Annotated in this window: 15 protein-coding genes; 11 read left to right on the top strand and 4 right to left on the bottom strand. The window is 72.6% G+C overall.

Annotation, left to right across the window (positions count from 1 at the left end):
• Positions 1-135: 135 nt before the first annotated feature.
• The 5 genes from C6361_RS06740 to C6361_RS06720 all read left to right on the top strand — a co-directional run bounded on the left by C6361_RS06740 (position 136) and on the right by C6361_RS06720 (position 5,944).
• Positions 136-1,407 carry a beta-ketoacyl synthase gene (locus tag C6361_RS06740; RefSeq protein WP_107256409.1) on the top strand — a complete coding sequence of 424 codons (1,272 nt, stop codon included), beginning with the start codon at positions 136-138 and terminating at the stop codon, positions 1,405-1,407.
• Positions 1,404-2,660, top strand: a complete 1,257-nt coding sequence (locus C6361_RS06735; RefSeq protein ID WP_107267143.1) for a beta-ketoacyl synthase N-terminal-like domain-containing protein — start codon at positions 1,404-1,406, stop codon at positions 2,658-2,660. Before C6361_RS06740 ends, C6361_RS06735 begins: the two co-directional genes overlap by 4 nt.
• 31 nt (positions 2,661-2,691) lie before the next feature.
• Positions 2,692-3,006, top strand: a complete 315-nt coding sequence (locus tag C6361_RS06730) for an antibiotic biosynthesis monooxygenase (RefSeq protein ID WP_107267142.1) — start codon at positions 2,692-2,694, stop codon at positions 3,004-3,006.
• Between the two features lie 147 nt (positions 3,007-3,153).
• The gene (locus C6361_RS06725; RefSeq protein ID WP_107256403.1) at positions 3,154-4,575 is read left to right on the top strand and encodes a BNR repeat-containing protein; all 1,422 of its coding nucleotides are present in this window, start codon (positions 3,154-3,156) and stop codon (positions 4,573-4,575) included.
• A gap of 277 nt (positions 4,576-4,852) precedes the next feature.
• Positions 4,853-5,944 (top strand): GDSL-type esterase/lipase family protein, encoded by a 1,092-nt coding sequence (locus C6361_RS06720; RefSeq protein ID WP_107267141.1) that lies wholly within the window; start codon positions 4,853-4,855, stop codon positions 5,942-5,944.
• A 183-nt stretch (positions 5,945-6,127) separates the two neighbouring features.
• Here C6361_RS06720 and C6361_RS06715 read toward each other — a convergent pair whose 3' ends face one another.
• Positions 6,128-6,733 (bottom strand): TetR/AcrR family transcriptional regulator, encoded by a 606-nt coding sequence (locus tag C6361_RS06715; RefSeq protein ID WP_107267140.1) that lies wholly within the window; start codon positions 6,731-6,733, stop codon positions 6,128-6,130.
• A 153-nt stretch (positions 6,734-6,886) separates the two neighbouring features.
• Here C6361_RS06715 and C6361_RS06710 point away from each other — a divergent pair, with 153 nt between their 5' ends.
• From C6361_RS06710 to C6361_RS06690, 5 genes are all read left to right on the top strand, one after another.
• Positions 6,887-8,050 (top strand): sorbosone dehydrogenase family protein, encoded by a 1,164-nt coding sequence (locus C6361_RS06710; protein WP_199853275.1) that lies wholly within the window; start codon positions 6,887-6,889, stop codon positions 8,048-8,050.
• Between the two features lie 97 nt (positions 8,051-8,147).
• Positions 8,148-8,654, top strand: a complete 507-nt coding sequence (locus C6361_RS06705) for a SigE family RNA polymerase sigma factor (RefSeq protein WP_107256396.1) — start codon at positions 8,148-8,150, stop codon at positions 8,652-8,654.
• Positions 8,651-10,105: a hypothetical protein gene (locus C6361_RS06700; protein ID WP_107267139.1), complete on the top strand. Its 1,455-nt coding sequence runs from the start codon at positions 8,651-8,653 to the stop codon at positions 10,103-10,105. Before C6361_RS06705 ends, C6361_RS06700 begins: the two co-directional genes overlap by 4 nt.
• A 238-nt stretch (positions 10,106-10,343) precedes the next feature.
• The gene (locus C6361_RS06695) at positions 10,344-11,330 is read left to right on the top strand and encodes an MBL fold metallo-hydrolase (RefSeq protein ID WP_107267138.1); all 987 of its coding nucleotides are present in this window, start codon (positions 10,344-10,346) and stop codon (positions 11,328-11,330) included.
• 40 nt (positions 11,331-11,370) lie between these two features.
• Complete coding sequence (locus C6361_RS06690; RefSeq protein ID WP_107270780.1) at positions 11,371-12,096, top strand: DUF4232 domain-containing protein; 726 nt, start codon at positions 11,371-11,373, stop codon at positions 12,094-12,096.
• A 60-nt stretch (positions 12,097-12,156) separates the two neighbouring features.
• On the opposite strand, the gene C6361_RS06685 is transcribed toward C6361_RS06690, so the two are convergent.
• From C6361_RS06685 to C6361_RS06675, 3 genes are all read right to left on the bottom strand, one after another.
• Positions 12,157-13,575, bottom strand: coding sequence for a glycosyl hydrolase family 18 protein (locus C6361_RS06685; RefSeq protein WP_107267137.1), 1,419 nt, complete (start codon positions 13,573-13,575; stop codon positions 12,157-12,159).
• 213 nt (positions 13,576-13,788) lie between these two features.
• Positions 13,789-14,373, bottom strand: a complete 585-nt coding sequence (locus C6361_RS06680; RefSeq protein ID WP_107267136.1) for a TetR family transcriptional regulator — start codon at positions 14,371-14,373, stop codon at positions 13,789-13,791.
• Between the two features lie 10 nt (positions 14,374-14,383).
• Positions 14,384-15,379 carry an aldo/keto reductase gene (locus C6361_RS06675; protein WP_107270779.1) on the bottom strand — a complete coding sequence of 332 codons (996 nt, stop codon included), beginning with the start codon at positions 15,377-15,379 and terminating at the stop codon, positions 14,384-14,386.
• Between the two features lie 248 nt (positions 15,380-15,627).
• Here C6361_RS06675 and C6361_RS06670 point away from each other — a divergent pair, with 248 nt between their 5' ends.
• Complete coding sequence (locus tag C6361_RS06670; RefSeq protein WP_107256386.1) at positions 15,628-15,945, top strand: DUF6582 domain-containing protein; 318 nt, start codon at positions 15,628-15,630, stop codon at positions 15,943-15,945.
• Positions 15,946-15,985: the final 40 nt, after the last annotated feature.

Here is a 15,985-nt window from a genome sequence, read left to right as displayed (position 1 = left end):
GGCGGCGGGCACCGAACCGGCGGCGGGCACCGAGCCGGCGGCCGGTCGAACCGGAACCGGCGTACCCGTGACGCGGCGGGATGGCGCGGACCGGGCGGCGGCGGGCGCGGTCGCCGGTGGGCCGGAGGCCGGGCCGTGACCGGGCGCCGTGCCGTGGTGACCGGGATCGGAGTGGTCGCGCCCGGCGGGGCGACCCGGGACGAGTTCTGGGCGACCATCACCGCCGGCCGCACGGCGACCCGACGGATCAGCTTCTTCGACCCGTCGCCGTTCCGCTCGCAGGTGGCCGCCGAGTGCGACTTCGACCCGGTGCGCGCCGGACTCGGCGTCGTCGAGCGGCAGCGCGCCGACCGGTACGTCCAGTTCGCGCTCGCCGCGTCGATCGAGGCGCTGGCGGACAGCGGACTGGAGCTGACCGACGCGACGCGGGAGCGCACCGGAGTGGTGCTCGGCTCGGCGGTGGGCGGCACCATGCTGCTGGAACGGGAGTACGTGCAGGTCAGCGACTCCGGTGCGGACTGGTTGGTGGATCCGAACCGGGCCGGTCCGTTTCTCTACCAGGCGCTGATGCCGAGCAGTCTCGCCGCCGACGTCGCCTGCCGGCACGGCGTGCACGGTCCGGCCCAGGTGATCTCCACCGGCTGCACCTCCGGGATCGACGCGATCGGCTACGGCCAGCAGCTCATCTCCGACGACGAGGCGGACGTGGTGCTGGCCGGCGCCTCGGACAGTCCGATCTCGCCGGTCACGGTCGCCTCGTTCGACGCGATCAAGGCGACCACCCCGGACAACGACGATCCGGCGCACGCCTCGCGGCCGTTCGACCGGGACCGGCACGGGTTCGTCCTCGCCGAGGGCGCCGCGGTGCTGGTCCTGGAGGAGGCGGAGCACGCCCGGCGGCGCGGGGCGCGGGTCTACTGCGAGGCGGCCGGTTACGCCAACCGGAGCAACGGCTACCACATGACCGGGCTGCGTCCGGACGGTGTCGAGATGGCGCTGGCCATCGACGACGCGATGGCGCAGGCCCGGTGCGACCCGGCCGACGTGTCGTATGTCAGCGCGCACGGCTCGGGTACCCGGCAGAACGACCGGCACGAGACGGCGGCCTTCAAGCGGGCGCTCGGCCCGGCGGCGTACGGGGTGCCGATCAGCTCGATCAAGTCGATGGTCGGGCACTCGCTCGGGGCGATCGGCGCGATCGAGATGGCGGCCTGCGCGCTGGCCATCGAGCACGGGGTGGTGCCGCCGACGGCGAACTGGGCCAACCGGGACGACGAGTGCGACCTCGACTACATCCCGAACACCGCCCGGGAGTTGCCGGTGCGGGTCGCCCTCTCCGTCGGCAGCGGCTTCGGCGGCTTCCAGTCGGCGATGGTCTTCACCCGGTTCGACGGGCCGGAGCGGTGACCGGGCGGGCGGGCGGAGCCGGGTCGCGGCCTCGGGCCGTGATCACCGGGATCGGTGTGGTGGCACCGAGCGGGATCGGCGCGGATGCGCACTGGAAGTGCGTACTGGCCGGGCAGAACCGGATCGCCCCGATCACCCTCTTCGACCCGGAGCGCTATCCCAGCCGGCTCGCCGGCGAGGTGGCCGACTTCGACGCGCTGCACTACGCCGACAGCCGGCAGTTGGTGCAGACCGACCGGTGGACGCACCTCGGCTTCGCGGCGGCCCGACTCGCGCTCGCCGACGCCGGGCTGCCGGAGACGGCCGACGATCCCTACGGGTACGCGGTGACCCTGGCCAGCTCCTCCGGCGGCAACCTGTTCGGGCAGCGGGAACTGCAACGGCTCTGGCGTGGTCCGGCGCGTACCGTCGGGGCCTACCAGTCGATCGCCTGGTTCTACGCGGCGAGCGTCGGCCAGCTCTCGATCCGGCACCAGTTCAAGGGCCCGTGCGGGGTGCTGGCCGCCGAGTCCGCCGGTGGGCTGGACAGCCTCGCCCACGCGGTACGGATGGTCCGGCGCGGTACGCCCGTGGTGCTGGCCGGCGGCACCGAGTGCCCGCTGAGCCCGTACGCGCTGACCTGCCAACTCCGGGGTGGACTGCTGAGCACCTGTCCGGAGCCGACGTTGGCGTACCGGCCGTTCGACGTGGCGGCCAGCGGTTACGTGCCGGGGGAGGGCGGGGCGGTCTTCGTGGTGGAGGATCTGGACCACGCCCGGGCCCGGGGGGTGCGCGGCTATGCCGAGGTCGCCGGCTGGGGGGCCAGCCACGACGCCCGGCACACCGACCGGCGCGCGGCCGGGGACCCGGTGCAGTACGCCCGGGCGATGCGGCTCGCCCTCGACCGGGCCGGCGTGCGGCCGGCGGAGGTCGACGTGTTCTTCCCGGACGCGCTCGGCGTCGCCCGGTACGACCGCAGCGAGGCCGAGGCGCTGTGGGCGGTCTTCGGGACGCGGCCGCCGCCGGTGACCACCCAGAAGCCGCTGATCGGCCGGGCGCACCAGGGCGGGGCGGCGCTGGACGTGGCGACCGCGCTGCTCAGCCTCCGGCACGGGGTGCTGCCGCCGACGGCCGGGCTGGACCGGCCGGCGCCCGGCTGTGAGCTGGACTTCGTCCGGGAGTCCGGGCCCCGGCGGGTGGACGTGGCGCTGGTCGGGGCGCGCGGGTTCGACGGTTTCAACAGCGCCGTGGTGGTCCGGCGCGGCCCGGCGTAGGCCGGTTGCAGAGCGGAGAGGACGACGGGCGATGTCGAAGGCCAGGGTGCTGTTCCTGATCCGGGTGCCGCGTGAGCGCACCGAGGACTTCCTGAAGGCGTACGAGCAGATTCGTTACCAGGTCGCCGAGGGCGTGCCGGGGCACCTGGTGGACCAGGTCTGCGAGGCGTCGAGCGATTCCGAGCAGTGGCTGATCACGAGTGAGTGGGCGTCACTGGCCGACTTCGAGGCGTGGGAGCGCAGCCCGGGGCACCGTGAACTGGCGGCGCCGCTGCGCGCCTGCATCACCGAGGCCAGGTCGATCCGGTTCGTGGTCCGGGAGGAGACCTCGGCCCGCCGATCCTGACGCCGGCCGCCTCGTCCGGACCGGCGCCCCGGCTTCCCGCCCGGCGACCGTATCGGACCGGACGGCCTTCCAGATTGATGGAGCTGGATGTAAGTTGAATCCATTCATCTGGGAGCGCCCGGTGGCGCCCGGCGCGAGGGAGAAGCCATGCCCGCCCCGTCCTCCCGTCGGGCCGCGTTGGCGGCGTCACTCGTCGTCGGGGTCGTCGCGGCGCTGGTCCCGCCGTCCCCGGCGGTCGCGGCGGCTCCGGGGGTGACCCGGCTCGGCGACACCCAGCTCGATCCCGCCGCGCTCTACTTCGTCTCCTACGACGGCCTGGTCAACAACAACTCGTACGGTGACGGCATCGTCAGCCACGCCGGCTACCAGTACGCGGCCTGGTACACCTCGACCCGCAACGCGGTGCTCGCCCGCCGGCAACTGCCGTCCGGGGCGTGGCAGACCCTGCAACTGTCGCACCGGTTGAGCACCAACGACTCGCACAACTCCATCGCGCTCGGCATCTCGCCCGGCGACGGCCGGCTGCACGTCGCGATGGACACCCACGACAGCGAGATCTACTACCTGAAGTCCGAGGCCGGGCTGGTCTCCGCGCCGGGCTCGCGGAGTTGGGAGGCCGGCCGCTTCGGTGCGGTGCAGCGCAGCCTGGACGGGGTCGGGCTGGGCGCGATGACGTACCCGCAGTTCCGGGTCGCGCCCGGCAACCGGCTCCAGTTCAGCTACCGGACCGGACGCTCCGGCAACGGCACCAACGAACTCGCCGAGTACGACGGCTCCACCTGGCGCCGGCTCGGTCGCTGGCAGTCGGCGACCGGCTCGTACAGCGCGAACGGCGCCACCAGCACCACCCGGAACATGTACCTGCACGGCCTGACCTACGGCCCCGGCGGCCGGCTGCACGCCGCCTTCACCTGGCGGGAGGGGAACTCCGCGGTCACCTGCAACAGCGGCGGCCTGACCAACCACGACACCGGCTACCTCTACAGCGACGACCAGGGCCGGACCTGGCGCAACAACGCCGGTGCGGTGGTCGGCACCACCAACTCGGGCAACCTGGTGTCGATCTCCAGCCCCGGGCTGGTGGTCGACCCGTTGCCGCCGAACCACGGGCTGATCAACCAGGAGAGCCAGGACGTCGACTCGACCGGCAACCCGCACGTGGTGATCAGCTACGTACCCGGCCGGTTCACCTCCTGCGTCACGTCGTACGCCTCGGCGCGCCGGGCCAACGGCCGCGCCTTCCACCTCTTCCGCAACTCCTCCGGAGTCTGGCGCAAGATCGAGATCCCGGTGCCGTTGAACGCGACCGGCCGGTCCCAGATCGTGCTCGACGCGGCCGACAACGCCTACGTGGTGCTGCCGTACGGCCGGATCGTCACCGCCAGCCGGGCCAGCGGCTACACCGACTGGACCGTACGCTTCGACGGCGCCGGGCTGAACGCCTTCGGTGAGGTGATCGTGGACCGGACCCGGGTGGAGAGCGACGGCGTGCTCTCCATCCTCTACCAGCGCTCCTCCAGCGGCACGACGCCCTCGCCGATCCGGGTGGTCGACTTCCGGCTCGGCTGACACCTCGTCCGGCAGGCACCGGGCCGACCGCACGCCGCCCCGTGCGGACGGTCCGTTCGCCCGTTCGCCCGTTGGCCTGTTGGCCTGTTGGCCCGTTCGTCCGTTCGTCCGTTCGTCCGCTCGTCCGCTCGTCCGCTCGGTCGTTCGGTCGTTCGGCCGTTCGGCGCACGTGAGGGCGCGTTCGCCGCTCAGCCGCGCGTCCGGCGGTCCCGGTGCCGGGTCGGGGCATTCAATGGATTGAATCGAAGATGATGGATGCGTTGGGAGGTGGGTCCCCATGTCGACGACCACGCGTCGGTGTGCCGGCGCACTGCTGGCGGTCGTACTGGTGACCGTCGCGATCCTGCTGCACGGTGGCCAGCGGGTGGAGGCGGCGGCCGGGGTCCGGGTGCTGCCACTCGGCGACTCGATCACCGACGGCTTCAACGTGCCGGGCGGATACCGGATCGACCTATGGCAGAAGGTGGTGGCCGGCGGATACACCGTCGACTACGTCGGTTCCCAGGCGAACGGCCCGGCCAGCCTCGGCGACCGTGACCACGAGGGCCACTCCGGCTGGCGGATCGACCAGATCGACGCCAACATCGTCAACTGGCTCAACACCTATCAGCCACGCACCATCCTGCTGCACATCGGCACCAACGACATCTTCCAGAACCGGGACCTGCCCAACGCACCGAACCGGCTGGCCGCGCTGATCGACCGGATCACCAGCACCGCACCCGAGGCGAAGCTCTTCGTCGCCACCATCGTCCCGGCCGGGTCCGCGAGTACCGACGCCCAGGTGCGCAGCTTCAACGCCGCCATACCGCAGATCGTGCAGACCCGGGCGAACGCCGGTCGACAGGTGTACCTGGTCAACATGTACGCCGCGCTCACCGCCGCCGACCTGGCCGACGGCGTGCACCCGAACGCGACCGGCTACAGCAAGATGGCCACCACCTGGTACAACGCCCTGCTGGCGGTGCCCGGCAGCCTCACCGACGGCGGCACCACCCCGACTCCCACCGGCACGCCCAGCACGCCGCCGACCGGCGGTCCGACGAACCCGCCGACGAACCCGCCGACGAACCCGCCGGCCGGCTGCACCGCCACGGTCTCGCTCAATTCCTGGAACGGCGGCTTCGTGGCGACCGTACGCGTCACCGCCGGCTCCGCCGGCACCACCGGCTGGACGGTCGACGCCACCCTGCCGTCCGGCACCACGATCACCAACGCCTGGAACACCCAGCGCAGCGGCAGCAGCGGCGCCGTCCAGTTCAGCAACGTGAGCCACAATGGACGGATCGCCGCCGGCCAGTCGACGGAGTTCGGCTTCCAGGGCACCGGCAGCGGAGCCGGTCTCACGCCGAGCTGTACCGCCCGCTGACCGCTGCCCGAGGCGCCGCGCACCGGTTCGGGACCGCACAGCCGGAGAGTGTCCGAACCGTACCGTGTCGATCGCGACCTGCCGGCGTCTCGACCCGACCCACCTGTCCCGGGCAGCAGCACCCGGGGCAGGTGGGTCGTCCGGTTCACCGGCCCGGGCGCACGACGGCTCGCCCTTCCGAGGTCAGCCAGCTCGCGGTGCCGCCCCGTAGAGCGCGTGGTCGACCAGCCGCGCGACGATCGACTCGTCGAACGGCACCCTGAGCACGAGCAGCCGGTGATAGCAGGCGCCCCAGAGCTGGTCGACGATGATGTCGAGATCGGCGTCCTCGCGCAGTTGGCCCTGCCGCTGGGCGGTCCGCAGCCGGGCGCGGGCGAGTTCGCGGCGGGGCAGCGCATAGCTTTCGGACCAGGCCTCCGCGAGCGCGGGGTCCAGTTGGGCCGCGCCGATGAGTTCCGTGACGGGTTTCTCCGCACCCTCGTCCTTGAGTAGCCGGACGAACGCGCTGACCTGCGCGATCAGGTCGGCGCGAAGATCGCCGGTGTCCGGGAAGTCGAGGGTGCTGCGGCTCTGCGTGAAGTACGCCTCCGCGGCGAGCGCACCCGGCGACGGCCACCACTTGTAGAGGGTCATCTTGCTCGCCCCCGCCTCGGTGGCGACCCGGTCGAAGGTCACCGCTCGCATGCCGTCCCGCAACAGCAGGCGCCCCGCCGCGGCGAGTACGGCGGCCCGTACCTCGGCGGCCGGCCGGCGGCCGCGTCCCCGTCGGGTGGCAGCGGTCTCGGACATTCCCACTCCCTGCTTGTGGACTGGTTGTACATTTCTCTCTGCGGCCGTAGTGTACAGATCGTACATATACTGGGGAGGTAGCTCATGCACTGGTCTGACCAGCGACGCCTTCGTCCAACGTCCAGACGGAGCCGAGACATCCGAGTCAGCGCGATGACGGACCGGATGGGAAACCCGACCGTGCCCCGGCGCTCGCGGTGGCGCGGGGCGGTCGTCGCCGCGTCGATCGCGGGAGCGCTGAGCGGATGCACGGACTCGGCCGGCGAGTCGACGGCGACGCCGCTCCGGACGGCGCAGTCGAACGCCGCACCGACGGCCGGGATCGCGACCCTCGGTGAGCCGGTCGAGCTGGTGACCGGCCTGGAAGCGCCGTGGGGACTCACCTTCCTGCCCGACGGGTCGGCGCTGGTCTCCGAGCGCATCACCGGGGAGATCCTGCGCGTCCCCGCCGGGGGCGGCGATCCGCAACCGGTCGGGACCGTACCCGGGGTCCGGGCCAGTTCGGAGGGAGGACTGCTCGGCATCGTCGCCTCCGCCGGGTACGCGACCGACCGCACGGTCTTCGCGTCGGTCTCCGGAGCGGACCAGAACCGGATCGTGGCGCTGACGATCGCCGCCGACTACGGCTCGCTCACCGTCGACCGGGTACTGCTCGACGGCATCCAGACCGCCGACCGGCACCACGGTGGCCGCATCGTCATCGGGCCGGACGGCCACCTCTGGATCGGCACGGGCGACGCCTTCGAGCCGGAGAACGCCGCGGCCGACGACTCACTCAACGGCAAGATCCTGCGCATCGCGGTCGACGGTTCCGTGCCCCGCGACAACCCGGGACCATCCCCGATCTACTCCAGCGGACACCGCAACGTCCAGGGCATCGCGTTCGGACCCGACGGCACCCCCTACGCATCCGAACTCGGACACCGCACCTGGGACGAGGTGAACGTCCTCCGCCCGGGCGCCGACTACGGATGGCCGGAGACCGAGGGCGTCGCCGGCTCCACCGGGGAAGCCCCGATCGCCACGCTGCACCCCGACGAGGCGAGCCCGTCGGGTGTCGCCTACGCCGAGGGGTCGCTCTGGATCGGTGCGCTCGGCGGCCAGCGGCTCTGGCAGCTTCCCGTCCAGGGCAGGGCGGCGACCGCCGACCCGATCGCCCACCTCGTCGGCGACTACGGTCGGATCCGGACCGTGCAGGTGGCCCCCGACGGATCACTCTGGATCGTCACCTCGAACACCGACCGCGCCACCTGGGGCGGCACCGACCCACGGGCGGGCGACGACCGTATCCTCCGAATCGAGGTGAACCAGGGCTGAGCCCCTCCCGGATTCCACCGCTGGTTTTCCGCCGCCGTGCTTCAACCTTTCCGCCCCGCTCCGGGTCATTCGGGTAGCTGACAGAAGCGGAGAGCAGATGACCGTGGACGACGACGGCTTCCGGGAGTTCGTCGAGACACGCTACATGGACCTGTTACGGGTGGCGTACCACCTGACCGGGTCGGCGCCGGAGGCGGAGGATCTCGTGCAGACCGCCCTGGTCAAGGCGATGCGACGGTGGCGGCGGATCGACGAACCCATGGCGTACCTGCGCCGGGCGATCGCCAACCAGCACATCACGGTGTGGCGGCGCCACCGGGCGGTCGAGGTGCTGACCGCGATCCTGCCGGACCGGCCGGGGCGGGACGTGGCGGACCGGGTGGTGGAGCACCAGGCGCTGCGCGAGGCGATGCGCGACCTGCCCCGGCGTACCCGGGCCGTGATCGTGCTGCGGTACGTGGCGGACCTGCCGGAGGCGGAGGTGGCCAGGACGCTCGGCTGTTCCGTCGGCTCCGTGAAGAGCCGGGCGTCCAGGGGACTGGCCCGGCTCCGGGAGGCGCTCGGTCAGACGCAGGCGGTGGACGTGATGGGAGCGAAGGGATGAGGGTCGACGAGGAGGTCCGGCGGACGTTGGCCGAGATGACCGAGGAACTCAGGCCGGTACCCGATCCGTACGCCCGGGTGCTGGCCCGACACCGGCGGATCATGCGGCGGCGGGCGGTCGCGGCCGGTCTCGCGGTGGTCGCCGTGCTCACCGCGACCGGCGTCGCCGTCGCCAGCACCGGCACCGGCCGGCGCGGCACTCCGGACGGTGGCACCGCCACCGCCAAGCCGTCCACGCCGGAGGAGACCCGCCTGGCCTGGGTCGAACGGCTGGTGCAGTCCCCGCCGCGCGGCTCGCTCGGCGTGGACCGGGACTATGTCGCGGCGCTGTCGCAGCAGGTCCGGCAGGAGCAGGCCGCAGGCCGGTTCGCCCAGCTCACCGGGGCGATGCGGGACATCAGGGTGCTCTACGTCGACGACGTCGGACCGCACCGGGTCGCCTTCGTCGCCTTCGTCCGGGCGGAGCCGGAGCCGCAGGCGCCGCAGAAGGAAGCGGATCATGTCGGGCGGTGGCTGGTGGCCGAGGCCGGCGCCAGCCCGCAGGTGCTGGGCGACCCCTCCCGGGTCGAGGCCGTCTCCGTCCGGCTGATGCCCCACGAGCAGCTCACGCTCCGCAGTGAGGTCGGTGCGGGCGGTCTCTACCACGTCTCGATCGTGCCGGACGGGTGCCGCTTCGCCACCGCCGCGCGGGCGACGCTGACCTCGTCGGCACCGCCGTGGACCCCGGAGCCGACCGGCTCCTACCTGGTCCGGCCGCCCAACACGCTGCGGAACGAGTGGTGGCAGATCACCTGCGACGGCGTGGTCCGGCAGCGGCTCCCCGCCCCCCGGTCGGCGCTGCGGGGCGAGTTCACCGAGGCGGCACTCGACCGGACGATCTCCGCGGCCCGGGGCACCCCCGACGTCGAACACGCGCGCTCGGCCCTGCGCGAGGCGGACTCCTCGTTGCGTACCCACGCCCTCGCCCTGCCGTCCCTCGTCTGGGGCGGCCGGACCGCCGGCACACCCGGCAAGGAGTACGACGGCGTCGCGGCCGTGGTCGCCGGTCCGCTGCTCGGCGGCGGGTGGACCGGCATGGTGAACGTCAGGTACGCCCAGCCGAGGCCGGACGGTTCGCTCGGCAGCCCGCTCGGCTACTTCTCCACCGACACGGACCCGACCGACCCCCGGGCGCTGCTCGGCATACCGCTCGGACGGGAGAGCCGGACCCTGCTCGTGGTCAGTCCGGCCGGAGCGACGCAGATCCGGGCCAGCCGGGACGGCCGGGAGGTGGCCCGGGCGGCGGTCGCCGACGACGCGGCGCTGCTCGTGGTGCCGTCGACCGAGAAGCTCGTCCTGGAGGCGCTCGACGCCGCCGGCAGGGTGGTCGGCACCGGCCCGGTCGCCGACACCGCCGTCGGCTCCGCCGAGTCGGACCGCGGCTTTCAACTGGACCGCTGGGGAGTCGACTGAGCCGCTCGTCCGGTCGGCGGTCCGCCGTGTCCGCACGATTCTTCCGGGCCGGGTGACCGCCCTGTGCACCACCGCCACCAGGGCTGATATCGGAACGCCTATCGGCGGATCCGCCGGATGGTCTTGGACGGCGCGGACCGGCCGGTGATTGGGTTTCCGCACTCGACCGCTCGGCCGGGCGTGCCGGCGCTGCTCAGGCGCCGCACACCCGGCCGGGCCCGATCGGAGGGGGAGACCCATGCCCGAACCTCGACTCGACCGCCGGGGCCTGCTCCGGACCGCCGCCGTCGGCGCCGCCGCGACCGGGCTCGCCGCCACCGTCGCACCGGGGCCGGCCGTCGCGGCGACCCGGCCGGCACCGACCGCCGCCACCGGGCGGCGGGCGCGCGGCGCCGCCGCGACGTTCCGCTGGTTCGGTACGGCCGGCTGGCGGATCGACATCGGCTCCCGGACGGTACTCGTCGACCCGTACCTGAGCCGGTACCGGACCGGACTCTTCGACGGCGGGATGGACCTGGCCACCCCACTGACCGTCGCCACCGGCACCGTCGACGAACACGTCGGCCGGCCCGAGACGGTACTCGTCACCCACTCGCACTGGGACCACTTCAACGACGTACCGCACATCGCGACGACGACCGGGGCGCGGGTGCTCGGCACGATGACGACGTACCAGCTCGGGTTGGCCTCCGGCATCCCGTCCGGGCAACTCGGCCTGGTCAAGGGGGGCGAGGTCCTCGACTTCGGTGACTACACCGTCGAGGTGGTCGCCTCGCTGCACAGCCGGAACGCGGCGTACTCGATCGGCATCCCCGGGCTGCGGCTGAGCCGCCCGGCGAAGCCCGCCACCGTGGCCGACCTGCCCGAGGGCGACACCCTCGCCTACCAGCTGCGCATCAGGAACGGCCCGGCGGTCTTCTTCATGGGCGCCAGCGACTTCGTGGAACGGAACGTGACCGGGCTGCGGCCGGACATTGCGATGGTCGCGATGGCCGCCAGTGGTGCCACCCACGACTACCTGCCCCGGCTGCTGGCCGCGCTCGACCATCCGGAGATAGTGGTACCGGTGCACTGGGACAACTTCGAGACCGAGCTGCGGAATCCGCCGCCGATCGCACCGGCGGACCGGCCGCGCTTGGAGGCGATGATCACGACGATCCGGAAGGCGTCGCCGAGGAGCCGGATCGTGGTTCCGGAGTACCTGACCGGCTACACCTTCGGCTGAGATGATCGACGAGACCCGGCAGGGTCGGAGAGGCTCCTGGATGACGATCGGCGTTCCGCCGTACCGGCTCGGGCGGTCGCGCCGGCTCGGCACCCTGCTCGGTGCGGTCGCGCTGCTCGCCGCGTGCGGCACGCCGAGCAGGCCGCCGATCCCCGAGCCGACCCTGACCGCCGAGCCGGCGCCGACCGCGGTCGACTGTCCCGACGGATTCCTGATCACCGCCGGTGAGGTGGAGCCCGCGCTCGGCCTGCGGGCGCTCGGGATCGAGCTGCGCAACTGCGGCGCGGCCCCGTACCGGCTCGACGGCTATCCCGTGGTGCGGGTACTCGACCAGGAGCGGCGGCCGGTCGACGTCACGGTCGGCAACGGGTCGGCGCCGGTGAGCGCCCCGGACAGCTACGACGTGCCGCCCCGGCCGGTGCTGCTGGGTCCGGGCGAGACGGCGAGGGCCCGGGTGCTCTGGCGGAACACCGTCACCGAGTCGACCGAGCCGGCGACGAACGCGAGCTACCTGGAGATCGCTCCGGCGCCGGGTGCACCGACCCAGCTCGTCGCACCGGGCGGCGGGATCGACCTCGGCACCACCGGTCGGCTGGCGGTGAACGTGTGGCGGTCGCCCGCCGGTGACGGCCCGCCGGCCTCCGCTCCGCCGAGCGCGCCCGCTCCCGGTGTCGGCGAGGGTCCGACGGTCACGCCGAATGCGGCGGGTCCGGGTGTCGGCGTGCGTCCGACGGTCGGCGGGAGGTCGACCGGCGGCGCGGGGTAGCCGGCGGGACGGCAGCCGGCCCGGCCGCTTGTGGCGACCGGGCCGGCTGCGGTGCCGGGATCAGGCCGGAAGTCGCCACACCTGGTTGGCGCCGCCGAAGCAGTCCCAGATCTGTAGCCGGGTGCCGTCGGCCGAACTGTTGTCGGTGGCGTCCAGGCACCTGTTCGAGGCCGGGTTGCGCAGGGTGCCGTTGCTCTGCGCCTGCCAGACCTGCGCGCCGGTGCCGTTGCAGTCGTAGAGCTGCACCTTGGCGCCGTTGCTGGTCGCGGCGGCGGTGATGTCGGCGCACTTGCCGAGCGCCCGCAGGGTGCCGTCGGTGCCGACCGTCCAGCGCTGGGCGTTGCTGCCGTTGCAGTCGTAGAGCTGGATCGCCGCGCCGTTCGCGCTGGAGGCCGCCGCGACGTCGACGCACTTGCCGCCGATGCCGGTGATCTGCCCGGTCCGGCCGGGCGGCGGGGTGCCGCCGCCCATCACCGTGTCGTAGATGGCGCTGACCAGCGAGGTGGCGTTGTTGGTGTCCTGGGACAGCTCCCAGTTCATCATCCCGCCGGCGTTGGCCAGTGCCCACTGGGTCTTGCGCTTCACCGTCGGGATGCCGTTGTAGCACTGCTGGGCACCGCCGGCCGTGGTGCAGTCCCGGTTGGCGTTGGCCGGGTCCATCGCGACCAGCGCGGAGTAGGTGTAGTAGCCGGGGCGGCTGTAGAAGGGTACGCCGAGCACCGCCTTGCTGGCCGGCAGGCCGCGCGACTTCCAGCCGTTCACCGCGTTGATCGACCAGTCGTAGTTGGCGTGCGGGCTGCCGCCGTCGTACGCCATGATGTTCAGCCAGTCGACGTAGCCGAAGACGGCCGGCTGTACCCCGTTGACGCTGCCGCCCTCGGAGACGACGGCGGCGGTGAGCAGCTTGCCCCGGCTGCGGAGCTGGCCGCTGAGCTGCTGCATCAGGGCGGTGAAGTTGTTCGCCGAGGTGCCGGGGTCCGGGTACTCCCAGTCCATGTCGACACCGTCCAGGTTGTACTGCGTCACGAAGCTGATCACGCTGTTCACGAAGGTGGTCCGGCTGGCCGAGTTGGCGGCCAGGGCCTCGAAGGCGGAGTCGTCGCCGTCGTTCCAGCCGCCGATCGCGATCGACACCTTGACGTTGCTGCCGTGCGCCCGCGACACCAGCGCGGAGAGCTTGCTCGGGTTCTCCACGGCCCGCAGTGTGCCGTTCGGGTTCGGCAGTACGAAGGCGTAGTTGATGTGGGTCAGCTTGTTGTACTGGACGGCGTTGACGTCGCCGGCCCAGCTCGGCAGGTAGCCGACGCTCTTGAAGTTGTTGGGCAGCACGACGGCCTCGGCCGGGGAGAGCGGCGCGAGCGCGAAGGCCGTCCCGGTGGCGACGGTGGCGAGCGCGAGCGCTCCGGTGCAGAGCCTGGACCGCCAGCCGGGGCGACGTCCGGGCGGGGGGACCCGCTCGGCGCTCGTGGTGGGTGACATCGACGTTCCCTTCTGTCGCAGGCCTCAGCCGCTCGATCCGACCTGGTGGGGTTGGGGGTCGCCGCGGCACCGGTGGGCGGCGGGGTTCGGCGCCGGCACCCGGGCGAGGCGGATCGGGATCGATGTCGCTGAGTTGCTGAAACATTAGGAAAGTTAACTAATAATGTCAATGCATCGCCCACCGTCGGGACGGATGCGGTGGCGTGCGCCGGATCAGCGCGGGCGGAGGCCGTCGAGCAGCAGGTCGCAGACGGCGTCGAGCTGCCGCTCGATCTCCGGGTCGGCCCACTGGGCCGAGTGCGTCGGATCGTGGAACCGCGCGGTGGCGTGCAGGACCGCGCGGGCGGCCCGGGGCACGTCGGCGACGGCGAAGTCGCCCTCGGCGACCCCGTCCGCGATGATCCGGGAGAGCTGCGCGACGAGCCCGTCCAGCGACGCGGCGATCACCGTACTGGCCTCACCGACCAGCACGATGTAGGTGGCGAAGAGTTCGGGGTCGTCGAGCGCCGTCGCCCGCTTCGTGCCGTGCAGCGTGTGCAGCCAGGAACGCAGCCGCTCCGGCGCCGGTGCGCTGCTGGCGGTCACCGCCGGCAGCTCCGCGTGCACCCGGTCCAGCCAGCGGTCGGCGACCGCCTCGCGCAGCGCCGTCTTGCTGGCGAAGTGCCGGTAGACGCTGCCGTGGCTCACCCCCAGTGCCCGGGCGACGTCGACCACGGTCGCCTTCGCCGGGCCGAAGCGGCGGAGGACCTCCTCCGCCGCTTCGAGGATCCGTTCCGGGGTCAGCGTCGAGTCGGCCATGGGCACTATTTCACCGTTCGCTGTCCAGGTGGGCCATCGCGGGGGCGGCGTAGCGGGCACCGGCGGCGGACCCGACGGGTACGGCCCGCTCGATGGCGGCCAGGTCGTCGGCGTCGAGCGTCAGGTCGAGCGCCCCGAGCGACTCGGCCAACCGGTCCCGGCGCCTGGCACCGACCAGCGGCACGATGTCGGTGCCCCGGCTGAGCACCCAGGCGATGGCGACCTGGGAGACGGTGGCGCCACGGGACTGCGCGACCTCGCGCAGCGCGTCCACCAGCAGCAGGTTCGCCTGGAGGTTGTCGCCGGTGAACCGGGGGCTGAACGAGCGGAAGTCGCCGGGGGAGAGCTGCCGGTCGGCGGTCCAGTGCCCGCTGAGCAGCCCCCGGGACAGCACCCCGTACGCCGTCACGCCGATGCCCAGCTCCCGACAGGTGGGCAGGATCTCCGCCTCGACGGTCCGGGACAGCAGCGAGTACTCGATCTGGAGGTCGGCGATCGGGTGTACGGCCTGGGCCCGGCGGATCGTCGCCGCGCCGACCTCGGAGAGGCCGATGTGGCGTACCCGGCCGGCGGTCACCTGTTCGGCGATCGCGCCGACGGTCTCCTCGATCGGCACCGCCGGGTCGAGCCGGCTGAGCCGGTACACGTCGACGTGGTCCGTGTCGAGCCGGCGCAGCGTGTACGCGAGGAAGTTCCGTACCGCCTCCGGGCGGCCGTCGGTGCCGTCCCAGCCGCCGTCCGGGTCGCGCAGCGCGCCGAACTTGACGCTGATCGTGACCTGGGCGCGGTTGCGCTCGCGCAGCGCCCGGCCGAGGAGCATCTCGTTGTGTCCGGCGCCGTAGAAGTCGCCGGTGTCCAGCAGGGTGACCCCGGCGTCCAGGGCGGCGTGGATGGTCGCGATGCTCTCCGTCTCGTCGGCGGGTCCGTAGAGGTCGGACATCCCCATCGTGCCGAGGCCGAGGGCGGAGACCGTGGGGCCGTTGGTGCCGAGTGTCCGGTTCTCCATGTTCTGCTCCTTCGTCTGTGCCGCCACTGCTCCGGCGGACCGGTTGCCGGCGACGTCCGGGCGCGGCGACTCCAGGCTGGCCGCTGGCCGGGGCGGGTGTCGCCGCTTCATCAAGTATGGACTGACGACTGACAGAATCCAAACTTTGTCAGCAGATCGGTCGGGACGGCCGCCGAGTCGGCCGGCCGGTTATCGGCCCGCGCCGGGGGTACCAGAACCGGGTGGACGACCCTCGTCGGGAGGAAACCATGAAGACCACCTGGAAGCCCGTCGACCAGCACGGAGTGATCAGCAGCAAACAGTCCCGTGAACTGCCGGACAGCGCGTTCGCCTTTCCCGGGAAGCGCAAGGAACCACTCACCGACGCGTCGCACGTCCGCAACGCCCTCGCCCGGTTCGACCAGACGCACGACGTCAGCGACGCCGAGCGGGACCAGGCGTTCGCGAACATCCTCGCGGCGGCCAAGCACTACGACATCCAGGTCGCCGAGTCCGACTGGCGGCAGCTCGGCAAGCTCCCGCACACGCCGAACCCGGCACACGGCGGGCGCGGCTCGGGCGGGTGACGGGCCGCCGACGGCAGCCGGCCGGTCGACGGGGCGGGAC

This window comes from Plantactinospora sp. BC1, assembly GCF_003030345.1.
Lineage (GTDB): Bacteria > Actinomycetota > Actinomycetes > Mycobacteriales > Micromonosporaceae > Plantactinospora.
The sequence above is the reverse complement of the archived record's forward strand: the minus strand, read 5'-3'. Positions and strand labels throughout refer to the sequence as shown.

Excerpts from the sequence above, each read along its gene's own strand:
- C6361_RS06670 (WP_107256386.1), top strand. The coding sequence starts at position 15,628 with ATGAAGACCACCTGGAAGCCCGTCGACCAGCACGGAGTGATCAGCAGC.
- C6361_RS06680 (WP_107267136.1), bottom strand. The coding sequence starts at position 14,373 with ATGGCCGACTCGACGCTGACCCCGGAACGGATCCTCGAAGCGGCGGAG.
- C6361_RS06690 (WP_107270780.1), top strand. The coding sequence starts at position 11,371 with ATGACGATCGGCGTTCCGCCGTACCGGCTCGGGCGGTCGCGCCGGCTC.
- C6361_RS06685 (WP_107267137.1), bottom strand. The coding sequence starts at position 13,575 with ATGTCACCCACCACGAGCGCCGAGCGGGTCCCCCCGCCCGGACGTCGC.
- C6361_RS06730 (WP_107267142.1), top strand. The coding sequence starts at position 2,692 with ATGTCGAAGGCCAGGGTGCTGTTCCTGATCCGGGTGCCGCGTGAGCGC.
- C6361_RS06710 (WP_199853275.1), top strand. The coding sequence starts at position 6,887 with ATGACGGACCGGATGGGAAACCCGACCGTGCCCCGGCGCTCGCGGTGG.
- C6361_RS06695 (WP_107267138.1), top strand. The coding sequence starts at position 10,344 with ATGCCCGAACCTCGACTCGACCGCCGGGGCCTGCTCCGGACCGCCGCC.
- C6361_RS06725 (WP_107256403.1), top strand. The coding sequence starts at position 3,154 with ATGCCCGCCCCGTCCTCCCGTCGGGCCGCGTTGGCGGCGTCACTCGTC.
- C6361_RS06700 (WP_107267139.1), top strand. The coding sequence starts at position 8,651 with ATGAGGGTCGACGAGGAGGTCCGGCGGACGTTGGCCGAGATGACCGAG.
- C6361_RS06715 (WP_107267140.1), bottom strand. The coding sequence starts at position 6,733 with ATGTCCGAGACCGCTGCCACCCGACGGGGACGCGGCCGCCGGCCGGCC.
- C6361_RS06705 (WP_107256396.1), top strand. The coding sequence starts at position 8,148 with ATGACCGTGGACGACGACGGCTTCCGGGAGTTCGTCGAGACACGCTAC.
- C6361_RS06720 (WP_107267141.1), top strand. The coding sequence starts at position 4,853 with ATGTCGACGACCACGCGTCGGTGTGCCGGCGCACTGCTGGCGGTCGTA.
- C6361_RS06675 (WP_107270779.1), bottom strand. The coding sequence starts at position 15,379 with ATGGAGAACCGGACACTCGGCACCAACGGCCCCACGGTCTCCGCCCTC.